The 17,006-nt window shown below is 40.5% G+C and carries 16 protein-coding genes and 1 other annotated feature; of the genes, 10 read left to right on the top strand and 6 right to left on the bottom strand.

Annotation, left to right across the window (positions count from 1 at the left end):
* Nucleotides 1-190: 190 nt before the first annotated feature.
* Together serA and IC619_RS01275 are read right to left on the bottom strand one after the other, a co-directional pair.
* The gene (gene serA / locus IC619_RS01280; protein WP_191138307.1) at nucleotides 191-1,771 is read right to left on the bottom strand and encodes a phosphoglycerate dehydrogenase; all 1,581 of its coding nucleotides are present in this window, start codon (nucleotides 1,769-1,771) and stop codon (nucleotides 191-193) included.
* Nucleotides 1,764-2,918 (bottom strand): pyridoxal-phosphate-dependent aminotransferase family protein, encoded by a 1,155-nt coding sequence (locus IC619_RS01275; RefSeq protein ID WP_191138306.1) that lies wholly within the window; start codon nucleotides 2,916-2,918, stop codon nucleotides 1,764-1,766. The genes serA and IC619_RS01275 overlap by 8 nt, the downstream gene beginning before the upstream one ends.
* Before the next feature lie 66 nt (nucleotides 2,919-2,984).
* Nucleotides 2,985-3,208, bottom strand: a binding site (T-box leader).
* A gap of 163 nt (nucleotides 3,209-3,371) precedes the next feature.
* Here IC619_RS01275 and IC619_RS01270 point away from each other — a divergent pair.
* A complete protein-coding gene (locus tag IC619_RS01270; protein WP_191138305.1) occupies nucleotides 3,372-5,522 on the top strand; it encodes an ATP-dependent helicase in 2,151 nt (716 codons plus the stop codon).
* A gap of 19 nt (nucleotides 5,523-5,541) precedes the next feature.
* Here the strand turns inward: IC619_RS01270 and IC619_RS01265 are convergent, their stop codons facing one another.
* Nucleotides 5,542-6,036, bottom strand: a complete 495-nt coding sequence (locus IC619_RS01265) for an inorganic diphosphatase (RefSeq protein WP_191138304.1) — start codon at nucleotides 6,034-6,036, stop codon at nucleotides 5,542-5,544.
* 154 nt (nucleotides 6,037-6,190) lie between these two features.
* Here IC619_RS01265 and IC619_RS01260 point away from each other — a divergent pair, with 154 nt between their 5' ends.
* Nucleotides 6,191-6,511 carry a rhodanese-like domain-containing protein gene (locus IC619_RS01260; RefSeq protein WP_191138303.1) on the top strand — a complete coding sequence of 107 codons (321 nt, stop codon included), beginning with the start codon at nucleotides 6,191-6,193 and terminating at the stop codon, nucleotides 6,509-6,511.
* Between the two features lie 50 nt (nucleotides 6,512-6,561).
* Here the strand turns inward: IC619_RS01260 and IC619_RS01255 are convergent, their stop codons facing one another.
* Nucleotides 6,562-6,771 (bottom strand): ferredoxin, encoded by a 210-nt coding sequence (locus IC619_RS01255; protein WP_191138302.1) that lies wholly within the window; start codon nucleotides 6,769-6,771, stop codon nucleotides 6,562-6,564.
* Nucleotides 6,772-6,896: 125 nt separating this feature from the next.
* On the opposite strand from IC619_RS01255, the gene IC619_RS01250 reads away from it, so the two are divergent.
* The 5 genes from IC619_RS01250 (at nucleotide 6,897) to IC619_RS01230 (ending at nucleotide 11,503) form a co-directional block, all read left to right on the top strand.
* Complete coding sequence (locus tag IC619_RS01250; RefSeq protein WP_191138301.1) at nucleotides 6,897-7,454, top strand: CPBP family intramembrane glutamic endopeptidase; 558 nt, start codon at nucleotides 6,897-6,899, stop codon at nucleotides 7,452-7,454.
* Nucleotide 7,455: 1 nt separating this feature from the next.
* A complete protein-coding gene (locus IC619_RS01245) occupies nucleotides 7,456-7,851 on the top strand; it encodes a hypothetical protein (protein ID WP_191138300.1) in 396 nt (131 codons plus the stop codon).
* Between the two features lie 278 nt (nucleotides 7,852-8,129).
* On the top strand, nucleotides 8,130-8,729 hold the full coding sequence (locus tag IC619_RS01240; RefSeq protein ID WP_191138299.1) for a genetic competence negative regulator: 600 nt from the start codon (nucleotides 8,130-8,132) through the stop codon (nucleotides 8,727-8,729).
* 284 nt (nucleotides 8,730-9,013) lie between these two features.
* Nucleotides 9,014-10,291 carry a Glu/Leu/Phe/Val family dehydrogenase gene (locus IC619_RS01235; RefSeq protein WP_430624081.1) on the top strand — a complete coding sequence of 426 codons (1,278 nt, stop codon included), beginning with the start codon at nucleotides 9,014-9,016 and terminating at the stop codon, nucleotides 10,289-10,291.
* A 246-nt stretch (nucleotides 10,292-10,537) separates the two neighbouring features.
* The gene (locus IC619_RS01230; protein WP_347239755.1) at nucleotides 10,538-11,503 is read left to right on the top strand and encodes a YpdA family putative bacillithiol disulfide reductase; all 966 of its coding nucleotides are present in this window, start codon (nucleotides 10,538-10,540) and stop codon (nucleotides 11,501-11,503) included.
* 31 nt (nucleotides 11,504-11,534) lie between these two features.
* Here IC619_RS01230 and IC619_RS01225 read toward each other — a convergent pair whose 3' ends face one another.
* Together IC619_RS01225 and IC619_RS01220 are read right to left on the bottom strand one after the other, a co-directional pair.
* Nucleotides 11,535-12,806 (bottom strand): NCS2 family permease, encoded by a 1,272-nt coding sequence (locus tag IC619_RS01225; RefSeq protein ID WP_191138547.1) that lies wholly within the window; start codon nucleotides 12,804-12,806, stop codon nucleotides 11,535-11,537.
* Nucleotides 12,807-12,905: 99 nt separating this feature from the next.
* The gene (locus IC619_RS01220) at nucleotides 12,906-13,877 is read right to left on the bottom strand and encodes an asparaginase (RefSeq protein ID WP_191138297.1); all 972 of its coding nucleotides are present in this window, start codon (nucleotides 13,875-13,877) and stop codon (nucleotides 12,906-12,908) included.
* Between the two features lie 207 nt (nucleotides 13,878-14,084).
* Between IC619_RS01220 and ypeB the strand changes: the two genes are divergently transcribed.
* From ypeB to IC619_RS01205, 3 genes are all read left to right on the top strand, one after another.
* Nucleotides 14,085-15,431 carry a germination protein YpeB gene (ypeB, locus tag IC619_RS01215; protein WP_191138296.1) on the top strand — a complete coding sequence of 449 codons (1,347 nt, stop codon included), beginning with the start codon at nucleotides 14,085-14,087 and terminating at the stop codon, nucleotides 15,429-15,431.
* 295 nt (nucleotides 15,432-15,726) lie between these two features.
* Nucleotides 15,727-16,395: a (d)CMP kinase gene (gene cmk / locus IC619_RS01210; protein WP_191138295.1), complete on the top strand. Its 669-nt coding sequence runs from the start codon at nucleotides 15,727-15,729 to the stop codon at nucleotides 16,393-16,395.
* A 3-nt stretch (nucleotides 16,396-16,398) separates the two neighbouring features.
* Nucleotides 16,399-16,995, top strand: coding sequence for a lysophospholipid acyltransferase family protein (locus tag IC619_RS01205; protein WP_191138294.1), 597 nt, complete (start codon nucleotides 16,399-16,401; stop codon nucleotides 16,993-16,995).
* Nucleotides 16,996-17,006 lie beyond the last annotated feature (11 nt).

The following is a 17,006-nucleotide window of genomic DNA, read 5'->3' as shown; positions in this document are numbered from 1 at the left end:
TTTTTCCATTGGATCGTCGTGTATTTTGCACGCTATGCACTTTTGCCTTGCAAAGCAGCTGAAAAGTCTGCACTGCCAAAAATCCCGATTGGTTAAACGGATTGCTCGTTTTTTAGGCTTCGCTAAGTGAAGACGGGGAGGCATTTCCTCATTCTGAATCATTAACATCACTGCCTTCCCCCCTCCTCTATTATAACGTAATCTCAATCACTTCTTCGAAGTTGGGTATTTGTGTGAATTCATTTAAAATAGGAGCAGTCAGTGGGCGGTCCATGCGCAGTACCATTATCGCCTGTCCACCAAGGGTAAGTCTACCTACTTGCATTGTGGCAATATTGACACCTTGTTGTCCTAAAAACATACCTACCTTCCCAATCGCACCTGGAATATCTTGGTGCCTGATATAAAGGAGATTGCCACGAGGTGTGACATCGACAGAATAATCATCTATTTTCGTAATGCGTGCACCAAAACCATTGATCAGTGTTCCTGCAATACGGTGACTCCCTCGACTCGTTTCCATCTCGACATGAATGATTTGTGTAAATCCATGTGTATGAGAAGTTTTTTGTTCAATTAATTGTATGCCACGTTGTTGTGCTAAATGGGGGGCATTGACATCGTTGACGCTTGCCAAGGAATGGGACAGTAAGCCTTTTAAGATGGTACGGGTAAGAGGCGCAATATCCAATGCGGTAATCTCTCCAGCATAGGTGAATGTAATCTTAGTTGGTGCTCCAGGTGTGATTTGAGCCAAGAAGGAGCCTAGCTTTTCAGCTAATTCTTGGTAAGGTTGTAATTTTTGTTGCAATTCAGCAGGAACCGAAGGTAAATTTACTGCATTTTTAAATGGTTGATTGCGTAAGATGCGAATCACTTCTTCGGACACATCAATGGCTACATTCTCTTGTGCTTCTATAGTAGAAGCACCTAAATGGGGTGTAGCAATCACTTGGGGGAGCTCAAGTAATGGATTTTGTATAGGTGGCTCATCTTCAAAAACGTCAAGTGCTGCTCCGGCTACCTTACCAGCTTTAATGGCTTCGTAAAGTGCGGTTTCATCAATAATTCCGCCGCGTGCACAGTTTAAAATGCGCACATTTTGCTTCATGTTTTGAAAGGTATCAGCGTTAATGAAATGTTTGGTTTCTTTGGTGAGTGGAGTGTGAACCGTAATATAATCCGCATAACGAATTGCTTCATCAAAGGATGCTTTTTTTACACCCAGCTCTTCTGCACGTTCCTTCGTCAGATACGGATCGTACGCCATCACTTCCATCCGAAATGCCTTAGCTCTTTTGGCAAGCTCGGCTCCGATTCGACCTAGTCCGATAATACTTAATGTTTTTGATTTGAGCTCAATGCCGACAAACGCTTTTCGATTCCATTTTCCTTGCAGGATGGAGTGATAAGCTTGTGGAATATTACGAGATAGTGACAGTAACATGGCAAAGGTGTGTTCAGCCGTGGATATCGTATTCCCATCAGGTGCGTTGACGACGATGACGCCTTTTTGGGTGGCGGCAGGGATATCAATATTATCTACTCCGACTCCAGCACGAGCGATAACCTTTAATCGTGGCGCCTGTGCAATCACTTGTTCTGTCACTTGTGTTTGGCTTCGAACCAATAAAGCATCGGCATCTGCTATTTCTTCTAATAATTGGTTAGGGGTGAGGTCGTATCTGCGTATCACTTCAATATCGTCAGCTTGTAGTAGTTTCTCAATACCTTGATCGCTAAGTGGATCAGTAATATAAACCTTATGCATGGATCCATACCTCCTGTGCGGTTCGGACGCTACTTCCTAATTCGATTGTTATGCCCATTTTTGTAAGCGCCATTTCAATGGCTGCTAAAGTGGTTAAAATATCAAAACCATCACAATATCCCATATGTCCAATCCTGAATATTTTTCCTTTCATATGCTGTTGACCACCAGCAACATGGACATGCATTTCCTTTAATAAGCTTCTTAGTTGTTCTGTATGGATCGCTTGTTTATGGCCAGATACAGATGTAACAGTGGGGGATGCATCTCTTTCAGACGTCATCAACTCAAAACCAATGGCTTCTAAGCCTGCACGGGTCATCCGCTTTAACGTTTGGTGTCGCGTAAAAACTTGCGGTAATCCCTCAGTTTCAATTTGTGTTAAAGCGGCCTCTAATCCGAATAATAGATTCAGGGCGGGGGTATATGGTGTCGTTTGGTTTTCAAGTTGTTTGCGATATGCGTGTAAGTCTAGATAGAAGCGTGGGGTTGGGTTCTGTTCAATGATCGGCCAAGCGCGTTGACTAACGGTAACGAAGGCGAGACCAGGCGGAAGCATCAATGCTTTTTGTGAGCCAGATACCATGATGTCGATTCCCCATTGATCGACTAAGCTTGGGACAGCGCCTAAGCAACTCACCGCATCAACAATAATAAGTGCATCAGATTGTTGACGAATGGTTCGTGCAAGCAATGAAATGGGATTTAATACCCCTGTAGAGGTTTCACAGTAGGTCATAAATACGGCACTTGTTTGAGGATGTGCTTCTAGAAATGTTTGTATTTGATGGGGATCGCAAGCATGTCCCCAAGGAATTTCAAGACGGTGCACTTTAATTTGATAACGTTTTAAGATCTTAGCAAACCGATCGCCAAATGCACCCGTCACGATCACAATCGCTTCGTCGCCAGGCATAAGTGCATTAATGGCTGCAGCTTCAAGTGCCGCAGTCCCACTGCTTGTTAGAATGAGAGGCGACTCTTGCGTTCCAAAAATATGTTTAAGGCCCTCACTACACGTTTCAATTAAGGTGGATGCCGTTGTACTGCGATGACCGATCATCGGCTGGGTTAAGGCCATTTGAACTTGGGGTGGTATGGGTGTAGGGCCAGGAATACGAAGTTGGAATTTGTCTTGAAATAACATGGTATACCTCCTAGGATTAAAATGAATAATAAAAAAACCTCCATCTGCACACCTGCCCAATTGCAGGTGAGGGACGAAAGGTTCGTGGTGCCACCCTCATTCACTATTTAAGCATTCCTTAAATAGTCTTCATTATGAGTATTTTGATAACGGATATCATCCGGAATCGCCTACTAAATGTTCAGCGCTTCACTCAGGAATGCTCCATATTCATTGAACTACCGAATCGCAGCAAACATCGGCTCTCTGCAAGTTCATAACAGAATATTTGGTTCCTTCGTCGTATTTAGAATCTAAAATTTGATTCTTACTCTAACACGAATATTAATACCTGTCAACTCGAAAATATTTCGGGAAATACACATTTTGATTCCATATGAGATATGGTAACATGGAAACATTAGCAAAAAAACGAATGTATGAAGATTGTGGAGTTGAAAGAAGGTTATAAAAATGGATGCATCATCCATGATTTTGGCAGATCTAAATCAAGAACAAGCTCAGGCTGTTGTGGCAGATGGAGGACCCGTTGTGGTTTTTGCTGGACCTGGTAGTGGTAAAACGACGGTTTTAACACGACGTGTCCTATATTTACTAGCACAAGGTGTGCCTGCTGATCAATTGATGATCGTCACTTTTACGCGTGATGCTGCGAATGAAATGAAAGCGCGTTTGTTGCAAATCTCTCCCAAACAGATTCATCAAATTTGGATCGGGACCTTCCATGCCCTTTTTCTTAAAATGCTACGTACTGCGGGTATCATGGTTCCCACATTAGCGAGTGGCTTTAAGCAAAATGAGTGGATACGCCAGTTGTTGGCCCAGAATGAACTACCCAATGATGATGAACAGGTGGCCATGTTTATGAATCAAATTGGGCTATGTAAGGGGAATGGCATTCTACCAGAGCAACTACAAGTTAAAAAAGAGAAGAACAGAATTTTTAAAAAGATATATTTTGGCTATGAACAATTGAAACAGCAACATCGATACTGGGACTTTGATGACATTTTGATGGCTACCTATCACTTATTGGACGATAAGAAAGTAAGGATATACTGGCAAGAGCGATTTCAGCATATATTGGTAGATGAGTTTCAAGATATTAATCAAATTCAATATGATATCTTATTGCGATTAAGTCAGCATGATCAACAGCTTTTTGTAGTAGGAGATGATGATCAATCCATTTATGGTTTTAGAGGCAGTCATCCTCGTTTTATGTTGCAACTTGAGCAAGACTTTAATTCGGTGAGTAAAGTTGTACTGGAAACCAACTATCGTTCTACGGATGAAATTATTGCAGTGAGTGACCGCTTAATCAGGCAAAATAAGCATCGTGCTCAAAAACGACGCGCGGGTACAGGGATCCAAGGGGCTCCGATTAAATGGCTTTCGCCTCAGGATGAAGAGGAAGAAGCCATTCAAATGATTGAACAGCTCAGAGATGGGATGCATACAGGTATCTTATATCGCACTTCTACACAAGCACGGGCGCTAGTAGATGCGTGTATTCGCAAAGAGATTCCCTTTTCAATTGCTGAAGGAGATCGTATTTTTTATACTCGCTTTCAAGTTCAAGATATTTTAGCTTATTTACGGTTGAGCATGAATGGCAATGATTTAGACGCCTTGGCCCAAATTGTGAATAAGCCGAAGCGATATCTGTATCAATCGGATTGGCTAGACGCTTGTTGGAGTATGGCACGTAAACAACAAGTAAGTTTAATTGAAGTGTTACCTCAATTACCTGGATTAGAATCTTACCAAAAGAAACATATGAAAACGTTGCAGGAGCAACTGTTACGTATTCCATTAATGTGTGCAGAAGAAGCAGTAGCTTATATTTGTGAGGAAATCGGGTACTTTCGTTATTTAGAATCTTTTGCTCAGCATACAGGAAATGATGTAGCAACTTTAAAAGAACCGATCGAGGAGTTGTTGCTTGCTGCTCGTCATCATCAAGATGGACAAGCCTTGTTGGCGCACATTGAGCATGTGAAAAAAGTGATTCAGAATCAACCACATGATCCAGTTGTTCATCTCATGACTTTTCATAAAGCAAAAGGATTAGAGTTTGATCGCGTCTTTTTAATGGGGTTACATGCCATGGTATTGCCACATCGTCGTAGTTTAAACGTAGCGGAGCATCGAAAAAATGAAGCATGGGAAGAAGAAAGAAGGCTTTTATATGTCGGGATGACACGTGCCAAAACGGAGCTGTATCTATCCGTTAGTCAAATGAGGCAAGGAAAAAAAATAGGACCTTCGCCGTTTTTGAAAGAGATTGGCTATCAGGAAGCGTCACCAAGTGTTATGAAACAGCAGGTTATGAAGCCTACAAGAACTACTCCGAACAGAACCCAATCACAACCTCACTTGAAGTTTATTGATGAAGTGGTTGATCCGGAGATGAAACTACATCACTTTAAATTTGGAGAAGGATTGGTTTTAAAAGTCATGCCCATGGAAGGTGTAGCACCAGGACGAAAAGTGATGATCCGTTTTACTCATGGTGTAACAGAGTTGCATTATGAGTTGTCAAGACAGCTGGGACTTTTAACTCTAGTCAAAGAAGCAACCTCCTCGGTATCCCATGGATAGGAGGAGGTTGCCAAATGGATCAGTTGGTTTCTTGATAGCGTTTGACACATTCATCATAGAGATTGGCTGCAAAGTCAGCGTCTTTCCATCCGATGATGTTTGTCTCTTTGTTTTCTAAATCTTTATATACGCGGAAGAAATGTTCAATCTCTTTAGGGATATGTGAGGAAATATCTTCTAAAGAATGGACATGATTAAAACGAGGGTCGTCAACGGGTACCGCCAGTAATTTTTCGTCTGGGCCTTTGTCGTCAGACATGACCAGAACCCCAATAACACGACTTTTAATCACACAACCAGGGAAAGTAGGGAAATTCGTTAATACTAAAATATCTAGGGGATCTCCATCCTCTGCTAAGGTATTGTCAAGGTAGCCGTATTCAGTTGGATAATGCATAGGGGAATACAATACGCGGTCAAGACGGAATACACCTTGTTCCTTATCATATTCGTATTTGTTCTGACTCCCGGTAGGAATTTCAATAAATGCATCAAGTACTAGTTCTTTGCTCATGCTTGGTTCCTCCTTCAACATACTATGTATGAAAATCTTATCTCTCACATTGTAGTCATTTTTAGCCATATACGCAAATGAAAAATGTTGAGATGATGATCGTAATGAACAGTACCAGTGTATTGGAAAATAAATAGAAGAATGAAGGGATCTAATGAAGCATATTTCAGCAGCGTTATTTGCGCAGAAGTATATAGAGAATGATTGGGGTCATACAGATAGCTATATTTTAGACGTAAGAGAAGAGAAGGAATGGGAAATACTGCATTTACCAGGTAGTCTTCTCATCCCACTACAAACGCTCCCTGAGCGCTTGCATGAATTGAAGCAGGATTCGACCCTATATGTTTTGTGTGCACATGGCGTTCGTAGTGTACATGCTGCTCATTTTTTACAAAGTCAAGGGTACAGTGAAATCATTCATGTAGATGAGGGGATATTCGCAGTATCTGCATATATAGAGCGTCTTAAGTAAATGGATAAACAAAAACTGCTGAGGATTACCCCAGCAGTTTTGTTATATGGTTAGTCTTCAACTTTAATTGAATCGGTTGGACAACCTTCTTGAGCATCACGAACATCATCAAATAAATCTTCAGGAACATCTGCAGTTCCTGTGTTATCATCAAGAATGACATATGCGATACCATCTTCATCGTAATCATATACATCCGGAGCTGTTGCGCCACAAGCTCCGCACGCAATACATGTGTCTTTGTCTACCCAAGTACGCATGAGATTAAATCTCCTCCTAAAAATGAAGTCCCTCAAGGATATTGTCTACTCCCAACCCTCATTGTAGAACGAATGATTAAGAAATGCAAGATCGAAAACATAGAGTAGAAAAGGAGTAAGTAGGCATGACAGCTAGAAAACTCACTGAAAAACAAGTTCTCCTTAGTTTTTATATTACCCAACTTATCATGATGGTAATCGGCTTTCCTTTGTTGTGGTGGCAAGGTCATTTTAATGAGGGATACTTCGGGTTTAGTAACATAGATATGTGGATATGGGGGGCATCGCTTGGACTTTTAATCGTTTGTATAGAATTGATTTTAATCCAAATGGTTCCCCAAGATTGGATGGATGATGGTGGAATCAACCATCTACTACTAAAAAATCGTTCTTTTTTGCATATTTGCTGGATCGCATGTATTGCAGGTGTTGTGGAAGAAATTTTATTTCGGGGAGTGATTCAAGAATGGCTTGGCATATGGGGGAGTACAATGCTATTTGCGCTGCTTCACACCCGTTATTTACATAAATGGCTCCTATTTAGTTTTGTGGTGGGAATTAGTATTTTATTCGGCTTTATTGTGGAATGGACGGGGCAATTAGCGCCAGTCATTATCGCACATACGGTTATTGATCTTTTAATGGGATTATATATGCGATTTTTCACTTTGAAGGAGGGATAAGATGAAAGACTTTATTTTTTTGCCCATTTCGATCCTATTTATTTTTTTGTTCGAGATATTTTTTAAAGGTTCCCTTGCAGGCGATCTATTTTGGTCTTGGTTAGATTTTGAAAATGCGCTTGCCTATCTATTTATTGCAACCAGTATAGCGATATTAGTGACAAGAATTCGCTTGAACGCTTCTTTGAGTATAGAAAACCCCATAAAGCGCAAAAAATTACAACGTCTGCTGTGGGTATGTATTTATTTCATGGTGATTTTATATACCCTGTATGCTTATGTATTACACGCGATTCTATTTATTGTAATTTTTAGTGTGATTCAAGGAATAACTTGGATAAAAAAGCATAAAAAAAGTCGATCTTTCACAGTGATGAATGATAAACAATCACACTAAGTAACTTCAATAGGATAGGTGCTCCTCACACTTTTATTCATCGTTCAGTTCAGGTGTTGATCAATACTGAAAGTAACTTTGTAACAGATTTGTCATTTCATAGTTAAAAGAGTTGACGTCATGGGATACTTCCGGTATCTTTGGGGTATAAGTATTCAAATCTATGCTCATTTTGTAGAAGTAAGACAGAGAGAAATAGAGCATGTATTTTAGTAACATGAGAGGCCTCATTTCAATAAGATAGAATGAGGAGATTCTCCAAAGAGGGAGGGGAAGCCATGCGTGTGGAACGTCTAGGAGGGGATAAAGTCCGCTTCTTTTTGTCCTTGGGCGATCTAACAGATCGAGGAATTGTGAAAGAAGATATGTGGAGTGATATTCCCAAAGTACATGAGTTATTTAATGATATGATGGATCATGCCTATCAAGAATTAGGATTTGAAGTTGCAGGTCCAGTTGCAGTCGAAGTATTTGCTTTGCCCGCTCAAGGAATGGTAGTTATCGTGACACGCGGCCGATCTACTAAATCTCCTGAAGATGTCTTAGATCCAACAGATGTTTATGAATTAGAAGTGACGATGGAAGAAACGGATCATATTACTTTCTGTTTTCCTGACTTTGAAAATCTCGTTCAAGCTTCACATCGAATCAAATCGTTTACGGAGTCGGGTGGACAGGTTTATGCTTATCAAAAGGCTTATTACTTATTGTTGTCCGAAGAGTCTGTGGGGGAGCGTATTGATGCTGTAGTTTCGTTACTTTCAGAATACGGAGTTGCGTCTACGATCACAGATACTTTACTTCAGGAATATGGAAAAGTCGTGTTTGAACAAGATGCTATTAACCAAATTACAAAATATTTTGGTGTATATAAATAAAACGCACTCTTTTGGGTGCGTTTTCCTATCTCTTCAGCGGAGGAATAATGATAAAATCTGAATTGATTCTGGGGTTACAATGTAGTATGGTTTTAGAGGAAGCAGAAGCATTATAGGTGTCGATTAACCAAGTCATGTCTCATCTATCAAGTTTCGGAGTTTGTGGACTTGGGTATAGTAAAAGTGATCATTAGAAGCGGACGGCGATTTTCTGAGCGGTGAGCATATGGGGCAGATCGACACGACTACTTTTTGTTTGAGTAATCTTGGTTGGGGTGGTAAGAATGGGACAGTCAACGATGAATCAGAAAAGTGAAGAACATGAAAATCTGGACGTTCTTCTTTCTACACAAACAGTCATACAAAAGGCACTAACAAAATTAGGATATCCCGAAGCTGTATTTGAATTATTAAAAGAACCGCTTCGTATGCTTACAGTTCGAATTCCAATTCGTATGGATGACGGTTCCGTAAAAGTATTTACGGGATTTCGTGCCCAACATAATGACTCTGTAGGGCCTACTAAAGGTGGTGTAAGGTTTCATCCACAAGTAACGGAAACTGAAGTGAAAGCGCTTTCAATTTGGATGAGTCTTAAAGCGGGTATTGTAGATTTGCCATATGGAGGCGGAAAAGGAGGTATTATTTGTGATCCGCGTAATATGTCGTTTCGAGAATTAGAACGTTTATCTCGCGGATACGTACGTGCAATTAGTCAGATCGTGGGCCCTACAAAAGATATCCCTGCTCCTGATGTGTTTACTAATTCGCAGATCATGGCGTGGATGATGGATGAGTATAGTCGTATTCGTGAATTTGACTCTCCTGGATTTATCACAGGGAAACCGCTGGTACTTGGAGGATCAAGGGGACGAGAAACGGCAACGGCTAAAGGTGTTACCATCGTGATTCGTGAAGCGGCAAAAAAACGTGGAATTGAGTTAACAGGAGCACGCGTTGTTGTACAAGGGTTTGGAAATGCAGGCAGTTTTCTGGCCAAATTCATGCATGACGCGGGAGCGAAAGTGATTGGCATTTCAGATGCTTATGGTGCATTACATGATCCAGAAGGATTAGATGTCGATTACTTACTCGATCGCAGAGACTCTTTTGGTACGGTTACGAAGTTATTTAAAGATACGATATCTAATGATGAATTGCTTGAACTTGACTGTGATATTCTAGTGCCAGCAGCTGTAGAAAATCAGATCACAGAAAACAATGCACATCAAATTAAAGCGGATATTGTCGTGGAAGCTGCAAATGGACCTACAACACTAGAAGCAACACGTATTTTATATGAGCGAGGCGTGCTACTCGTTCCAGATGTGCTAGCAAGTTCAGGTGGGGTTACGGTATCTTACTTTGAATGGGTTCAAAACAATCAAGGGTACTATTGGTCAGATGAAGAAGTAGAACAAAAGTTGGAAAACATCATGGTGCGTGCATTTGAAAATGTGTATCAAGCGGCACAGGCACGGCGTATTGACATGCGATTAGCGGCGTATATGGTTGGCGTTCGAAAAATGGCAGAAGCGTCTCGCTTTAGAGGTTGGGTATAATAATAAAATAAGTCGATTTGAAAAACACCCATAAATGGCGATGGGTGTTTTTCTACACGCATAAGAGAGAACAGTGTTGTTGATGATCCAAAATGAGGAAGTCCGCGCCTTCACTTAGCGAAGTGTTTGACTGTCAGGGCGTCTTGTTCCGTTGATTTTCAAGGCGAAAGTGCATAGAGAGCAAAATACACGACGATGTTATGGAAAATCAACACGCTTGAAGGGAGAGATAAAAACTTGCAAGAAGTGATCGTTATTGGGGCAGGTCCATGTGGTATTGCGGCTGCTGTTGCATTAAAAAAACGCGGATTAACCCCTCTTATAATGGACAAGGGTTGTATTGTGAATTCAATCTATCATTATCCAATGTCGATGCGATTTTTTAGTACGGCAGATAACTTAGAAATAGGGGATATTCCTTTCATATCTAGTCATGCAAAGCCAACTCGAGATGAAGCGTTAAACTATTATCGTATGGTTACAAAGCACTATGACTTAAATATACATACTTTTGAAAAGGTGGAGCGAATGACGCCGAATGAGGATGGTTTTGAAATCGTATCCCAGCATCAAACTGGAAAGAAGCGTTATCAAGCAAGCAATGTGGTTTGGGCTACGGGTTTTTATGACCAACCTAATTTATTACGAATTCCTGGTGAATCATTTCCTCACGTGCATCACTATTTTCAGCATGCGCATCCGTATTCTCATCAAAAAGTGGTGGTAATTGGCGGAAGAAACTCAGCGGTTGATGCTGCTTTAGAATTAGAGTTTGTGGGGGCAGATGTAACATTGATTTACCGAGGGGAACACATTCATGATAGTGTGAAACCGTGGGTACGACCACTCATTGAATCTCTGATTGAAAAAGAAAAAGTAAAAGTACTATGGAAATCAGAAGTAAAAAAAATAGAACCAAATTATATTTGGATTGAAAAGGAGGGATGTGTACAGCGTCTTGAAGCGGATACCGTCTTTGCCATGACTGGTTATGTACCTAACTTGAGCCTGTTCACACAATTGGGTGGAGAAATTGATTTGGAAACAGGCTGTCCGATACTATCGGAAGAAATGGAAACGAGCATCCCAGGGCTGTATATGGCAGGTGTAGTTGTAACGGGTCATGATTCAACCAAAGTATTTATTGAAAATGGGAGATATCATGGAGAGATCATAGCAACGGCAATTAAAGCGAAAAAAAGAACCGTATGAGTATGACATACGGTTCTTTTTTTTTATACTACTAACCATGCAAGATCAATTGCAATAAAAATAACAGAGCGATGACGTAAAACGTAGCAGATGCATCTTTTCGTTTTCCGACAGCGATTTTTAAGATGGCATAGCTGATGAAACCAAACGCAATGCCGTCTGGAATGCTATATGTTAACGGGATTAATAATAGCGTAATAAAAGCAGGAAAACCTTCACTAAAATCATGAAAAGGGATATGTTTAACCTCTTGCATCATGAGTCCGCCGACTACAATTAAAACAGCAGCGATTGCACTATCTGGAATCCACTTAATGAAGGGGATAAAGAAAAGAGAAAGAAGAAAGAGTAGACCCGCAGTAACTGCCGTTAACCCTGTTTTCCCTCCGGATGCAATCCCCGTGGCACTTTCAAGTGACGCAACAGTGGGGCTTGTCCCTAAAAATCCAGAAGCAGCGGATGAAATCGCATTTGCTTGAAAGGAACGTTTAAATTTACTTTGATCCGTGAGCATCCCCTGGATTAACCCCATGTTTTCAAAAACTAATACCATCGTGAGGACAAACGATGCGCTCCAAAAGGCGAAAGTCCCGATACTAGAGAAGGAGAAGGATCCTATAACTTCTAAATAGGTCGATATAGAGAAAGTATGTTCATTGCTTTCGATTGGATAATGAATCCCACTTACTGCACCAGCTACAGTTGTGATCAAAATGGCAATAAGGAAATGCCCTCTAACATTGCGAGCAAATAAGACGAAGGTGGTGACCAATGCAAATAACGTTAGCCATACATTGGGCTCACCTAAATCCCCAATTGCCACTGAAGTGTTAGAATCTGCAATCACCAGCCCGCCCTTTTGTAAGCCAATAAAGGCGATAAGTAGTCCAACACCAACGGTAATGGCTTGTTTAAGTGAACTAGGGATAGCACGTGAAATGGTGCCACTTAACGAGGTGAATGCTACGATCATGTACAGCAAACCGGAAATAAAGACCACCGTTAAAGCTTCTTGCCAATTTAAACCCATTCCGTGAACAATCGTATACGTAAAAAACGCATTTACGCCCATACCGGGTACAAGTACAAGGGGGGCATTCGCCCAGAGTCCAATTAATAGACACCCAAAAAAGGAAGTAAGAGCAGTCGCCATAATAGCTGCACTTAAAGGAATACCTGCATCTGCGATAATGCGACCATTTACGATAATAATGTACACGACAGTAAAAAATGAAGTAAGTCCTGCCAGCACTTCTTGTTTACCTGTTGTTTGGTGTGTTTTTAATGAGAATAAACGGTTCATCAAATTCACATTCGACTTCCTTTAATCATATATACCCTCACCCACCCGTGCAATTTGCACAAATTCTATTATAAGTAGATAGAGCCATTTTGTACACGTTTATATTGAAAAGAATTGCTGTAATTGACTCGGCTCTTTTGTGATGTTTAATGTGAGTGCTAATTTTACTCGTGCCTTCTGGCCATTTAAACCATTAGAAAAAATAACACCCCTATCCATTAGTTGTTTCCCACCACCTTCATAATCATACGTATCTTGAACAAAACCATTGTAACAACGGGAGACAAGAATGATCGGAATTTTCTTTTTTAGGGCAGCTTCAATGCCAGGTAGCATAGTAGGGGGGAGATTTCCTTGACCTAATGCTTCAATGACAATCCCCTCATAGTTTGAATTTATGACAAAGTTGAGTAATTGACTATCCATCCCAGCTGCTGCCTTTAAAAGTGCAATTTGATCAGAACAAGGTTTTAAAGGTAGTGGTTTTGGTCGTGTGACTTGTCTTGAAAAGGTGACTTCTTTCTTGGTAATGAAGCCGATTGGTCCGAGCGTTGGTGATTGGAATGTAGCAATATTACTTGTATGAGTTTTAGTAACCGTACGCGCGGCATGGATTTCATCATTAAAAACGACTAAGGTACCATAATTTGAAGTTGACGCATGAGCTGCCACGCGAACTGCATTTACAAGATTATATGGACCATCTGCTCCAAGTTCATTTTGACTCCGCATCGCACCTGTCACGATGACCGGCTTTTCACTTTGAATGACTAAGTCCAAAAAAAATGCGGTTTCTTCTAGGACATCCGTACCATGGGAGATGACGACGCCACCAATATCCGATTGATCTAGATAAGCTTGTACTTTTAGGGCAACTTGGTACATATGAGCAAAAGTAATATGTGGACTGGGTAAATTAAAAATGTGCTCCATTTCAACGGAAGCATATTTAGAAAGTAGTGGAATGACATTGTTTAATACATTAGGGTTTTCTGGCTTTACGCCTTGTGTGTGTTCGTTTTCTTGCATCGCGATCGTACCGCCAGTGGTTAAAACGATTATTTTTTTCATAGGATCTTGTACGCAGAAGTACGTACATTCACCACCTCTCATGATTCTTTTACGGACATTCGTCTTAGCTTTTCTAATCCTCATCTATCGTATGTAAGCGGCTTTCAACTGTCAATGAGATGAATCCTTAATATCGGGTATATTTCCGATTTAACAAGCAGAAACTATGTCCAACATGAGAATGGAAATAAATGAGGTGATGGCTTGATGTATAAACGAATAGCTGCTGTATTGTTTCCTGTTACACTCATTGCACTGGTTGCAACTGCTACATGGGGATATCAAGAAAATCAAGATAAGAATTCTATTTTGATTAAGGCAGAAAGTCAGTACCAACGTGCTTTTCATGAGTTAAATGCAAACGTGGATCAATTACAGGATGAATTGGGAAAGTCATTAGCTTTAAACTCCCGTAACCAAATGTCTAGTTCTCTTTCTAATGTATGGAGAATTTCATATTCGGCTCAAAGTAATATTGGACAGCTCCCGCTAACACTTATGCCGTTTGATTCGGCTGAAAAATTTGTAGCTAAAACAGGTAAATTTGCTTATGAAATTGGTCTAAGAGATTTGGATAAGCAGCCACTTACGGATGATGAATGGAAAACTTTAGAAGGGTTGTATCAAAACGCTGACGATATACGCAAGGATCTGCAGTCTGTACAGAAGAAAGTGATGGATAAAGATTTACGGTGGATGGATGTAGAGATGGCATTAGCATCTGAAGATCAAAAAATGGATAATGTGATTATTGATGGTTTTAAAGAGGTCAATCACAAGGTCGAACAGTATCCAGAGATTGATTGGGGTCCAACTATAAGTAATATGGAAGTGCGGAAAAAAGAAAAGAATAATCGTTTGACTGGACCTACGATTACAGCCGATGATGCAAAAAAAGTAGTAGCTAAAATGGTTGATCGTAAAACAACGGACGGGATGAATACGAAAAAAAGTGTGAAAGGCGATTTTCCGACATGGAATATCAACTACAAAGAATCTAAAATAGGTGATGTTTATGCAAATGTCACAGTTAAAGGCGGTCATCCTGTCTGGTTTTTATACGATCGTCCCGTAACAGTGTCTAAAATATCCTATGAAGAAGCACTGCGTAAAGCAAAGCGCTTTTTAATCAAATCTGGTTTTAAACATATGGAAGCGATCTCATATGATGAAACAGAAAATGTAATCGCTTATAATTTTGTTCAAAAGACAAATGGTGTGATGGTTTATCCGAAAACGGTTGTAGCGAAGGTAGCTTTAGATAATGGAGATATCATGGGATTACAAACAGACGAGTATGTATTCAATCCTTTAGATGTGTCCAAAATGAAAGCGAAGCTAAGTGAGAAAGACGCGAAGAAACAGGTGAATCAACACTTGAAAATTCAAAAAGTAAACCGAGCAGTTATCTATGACCGACAAGGAGAAGCCAGATTATGCTATGAATTTCAAGGTATATTGAAGAATAGCTTATATCGTGTATTTATTGATGCAAATACGGGTGATGAAGTAGAGGTGAAAAAGGTCAAGCAAGCTGATGCTGACCTTGCATAATTGGGTAGGGGCAGGTTGTGTGTTATGCGACCTGTCCATTGTTTTCGTTGCAAGTCAATACAATTTATGTTAGTCTGGTTACAGGTATACGCACTCATTTTATTCTTTCTGAATGGATGAATATCCTTTAATTTATATTTATTGTGTACATACTTTTTGTCAAACATGGAAGTCGAAGGTCGGCGTTGTCGATAGGGTTTAGATGTTGAGTAAAATTGCAGAAACTCACCCAAAGTCGAGTAGGCCTTTCACCTGCTCGGCTTTTTACCCTGTCAAGAGAGGAATTGTAAGATTTATGAAAAAGTTTCAAGTTGCGATTGATGGCCCTGCTGGTGCTGGAAAAAGCACAGTAGCACGTCGCCTAGCAGATAAGCTAGGCGCTGTATATGTAGATACTGGAGCTATGTATCGAGCAATTGCTTGGCGTGTGTTGCAAGATGGGATCGAGCTGATGAATGAAAAGAAAATTTCTTCTTTAGCAGAAGCATTGACGATTACACTTGACACAGACGGAGTTTATGTAGATGGACTCAAACTGACGGATGAGATTCGCTCCAATCAAGTTTCACTTCTCGCCTCAGATATTGCTAAAATTGCTGGGGTTCGTAAAGCATTAGTCAAAAAACAGCAGTTGATCAGTCAAAGTCAGGCTGTAGTAATGGATGGAAGAGACATTGGAACACATGTCTTACCTCATGCAGATGTGAAAATATTTTTGACTGCCTCTATCGAGGCACGAGCCCAGAGGCGCTATCAAGAACTCCGGGCTAAGGGTGAGTCCACTCAATTAGAAGTCATTCACAAAGAAATAGCGGATCGTGATGAGAATGATCGAAAGCGCACTTTTGCGCCGCTTAGACAAGCAGAAGACGCCCTATTCGTTGAAACAACTTCTCTTACCATTGAAGAAGTAACGGAAATGATTTTTCAACTTTGTCGGAACAAATTGGGCGGTGAAGAGTAAGATATGTTATATCTTTTCTTACACAAATTGGTACGTCTTACTTGTCGTATCATTTATCGCGTACATGTAATCGGGCTAGAAAATGTACCTAAGAACGGACCTGTCCTCATTTGTCCGAATCACATTAGCAATTTTGATCCACCTGTCTTAGCGTCTACACTGGATCGCCAAATCCATTTCATGGCAAAAGCTGAACTATTTAAAGTTCCATTGTTCGGGAAACTGATTACGCAATTAGGGAGTTATCCGGTGGAGCGTGGGAATGGAGATAACAATGCGATCCAACAATCGATTCGCATCTTAGCACAAAATAAAGTGGTCACGATTTTTCCTGAAGGAACACGTTCCAAAACAGGTGTTCTAAAAGAAGGGAAAACAGGTGCTGCTCAAATTGCACTCGCTAGCGGTACACCCATAATACCAACAGCTATTATTAGTAACTATCGGTTGTTCGGACCCGTGTGGATCATATTTTGCAAGCCGATTCAAGTTGAAAATTATGGAACAGCTAGAGAATTGAATGAAGAAGTTGCAAGACTGGTTACGAATGATGTGATGGAGGCGATTCGATTATCCATTCAAAATGCTAAGGTAACATGATTTAATGGATT

It is taken from the genome of Polycladospora coralii (assembly GCF_014773435.2).
Taxonomy (GTDB): domain Bacteria; phylum Bacillota; class Bacilli; order Thermoactinomycetales; family Thermoactinomycetaceae; genus Polycladospora; species Polycladospora coralii.
Note: the sequence above shows the minus strand (reverse complement) of the source record. Positions and strands in the feature narration are given on the sequence as shown.

Bases quoted from the DNA above. Each gene is read 5' to 3' on its own strand.
- IC619_RS01235 (WP_430624081.1), top strand. From the start codon at position 9,014: ATGGGACAGTCAACGATGAATCAGAAAAGTGAAGAACATGAAAATCTG.
- IC619_RS01220 (WP_191138297.1), bottom strand. From the start codon at position 13,877: ATGAAAAAAATAATCGTTTTAACCACTGGCGGTACGATCGCGATGCAA.
- serA (WP_191138307.1), bottom strand. From the start codon at position 1,771: ATGCATAAGGTTTATATTACTGATCCACTTAGCGATCAAGGTATTGAG.
- IC619_RS01250 (WP_191138301.1), top strand. From the start codon at position 6,897: ATGACAGCTAGAAAACTCACTGAAAAACAAGTTCTCCTTAGTTTTTAT.
- IC619_RS01245 (WP_191138300.1), top strand. From the start codon at position 7,456: ATGAAAGACTTTATTTTTTTGCCCATTTCGATCCTATTTATTTTTTTG.
- cmk (WP_191138295.1), top strand. From the start codon at position 15,727: ATGAAAAAGTTTCAAGTTGCGATTGATGGCCCTGCTGGTGCTGGAAAA.
- IC619_RS01255 (WP_191138302.1), bottom strand. From the start codon at position 6,771: ATGCGTACTTGGGTAGACAAAGACACATGTATTGCGTGCGGAGCTTGT.
- IC619_RS01260 (WP_191138303.1), top strand. From the start codon at position 6,191: ATGAAGCATATTTCAGCAGCGTTATTTGCGCAGAAGTATATAGAGAAT.
- IC619_RS01205 (WP_191138294.1), top strand. From the start codon at position 16,399: ATGTTATATCTTTTCTTACACAAATTGGTACGTCTTACTTGTCGTATC.
- IC619_RS01225 (WP_191138547.1), bottom strand. From the start codon at position 12,806: ATGAACCGTTTATTCTCATTAAAAACACACCAAACAACAGGTAAACAA.
- IC619_RS01270 (WP_191138305.1), top strand. From the start codon at position 3,372: ATGGATGCATCATCCATGATTTTGGCAGATCTAAATCAAGAACAAGCT.
- ypeB (WP_191138296.1), top strand. From the start codon at position 14,085: ATGTATAAACGAATAGCTGCTGTATTGTTTCCTGTTACACTCATTGCA.
- IC619_RS01265 (WP_191138304.1), bottom strand. From the start codon at position 6,036: ATGAGCAAAGAACTAGTACTTGATGCATTTATTGAAATTCCTACCGGG.
- IC619_RS01275 (WP_191138306.1), bottom strand. From the start codon at position 2,918: ATGTTATTTCAAGACAAATTCCAACTTCGTATTCCTGGCCCTACACCC.
- IC619_RS01240 (WP_191138299.1), top strand. From the start codon at position 8,130: ATGCGTGTGGAACGTCTAGGAGGGGATAAAGTCCGCTTCTTTTTGTCC.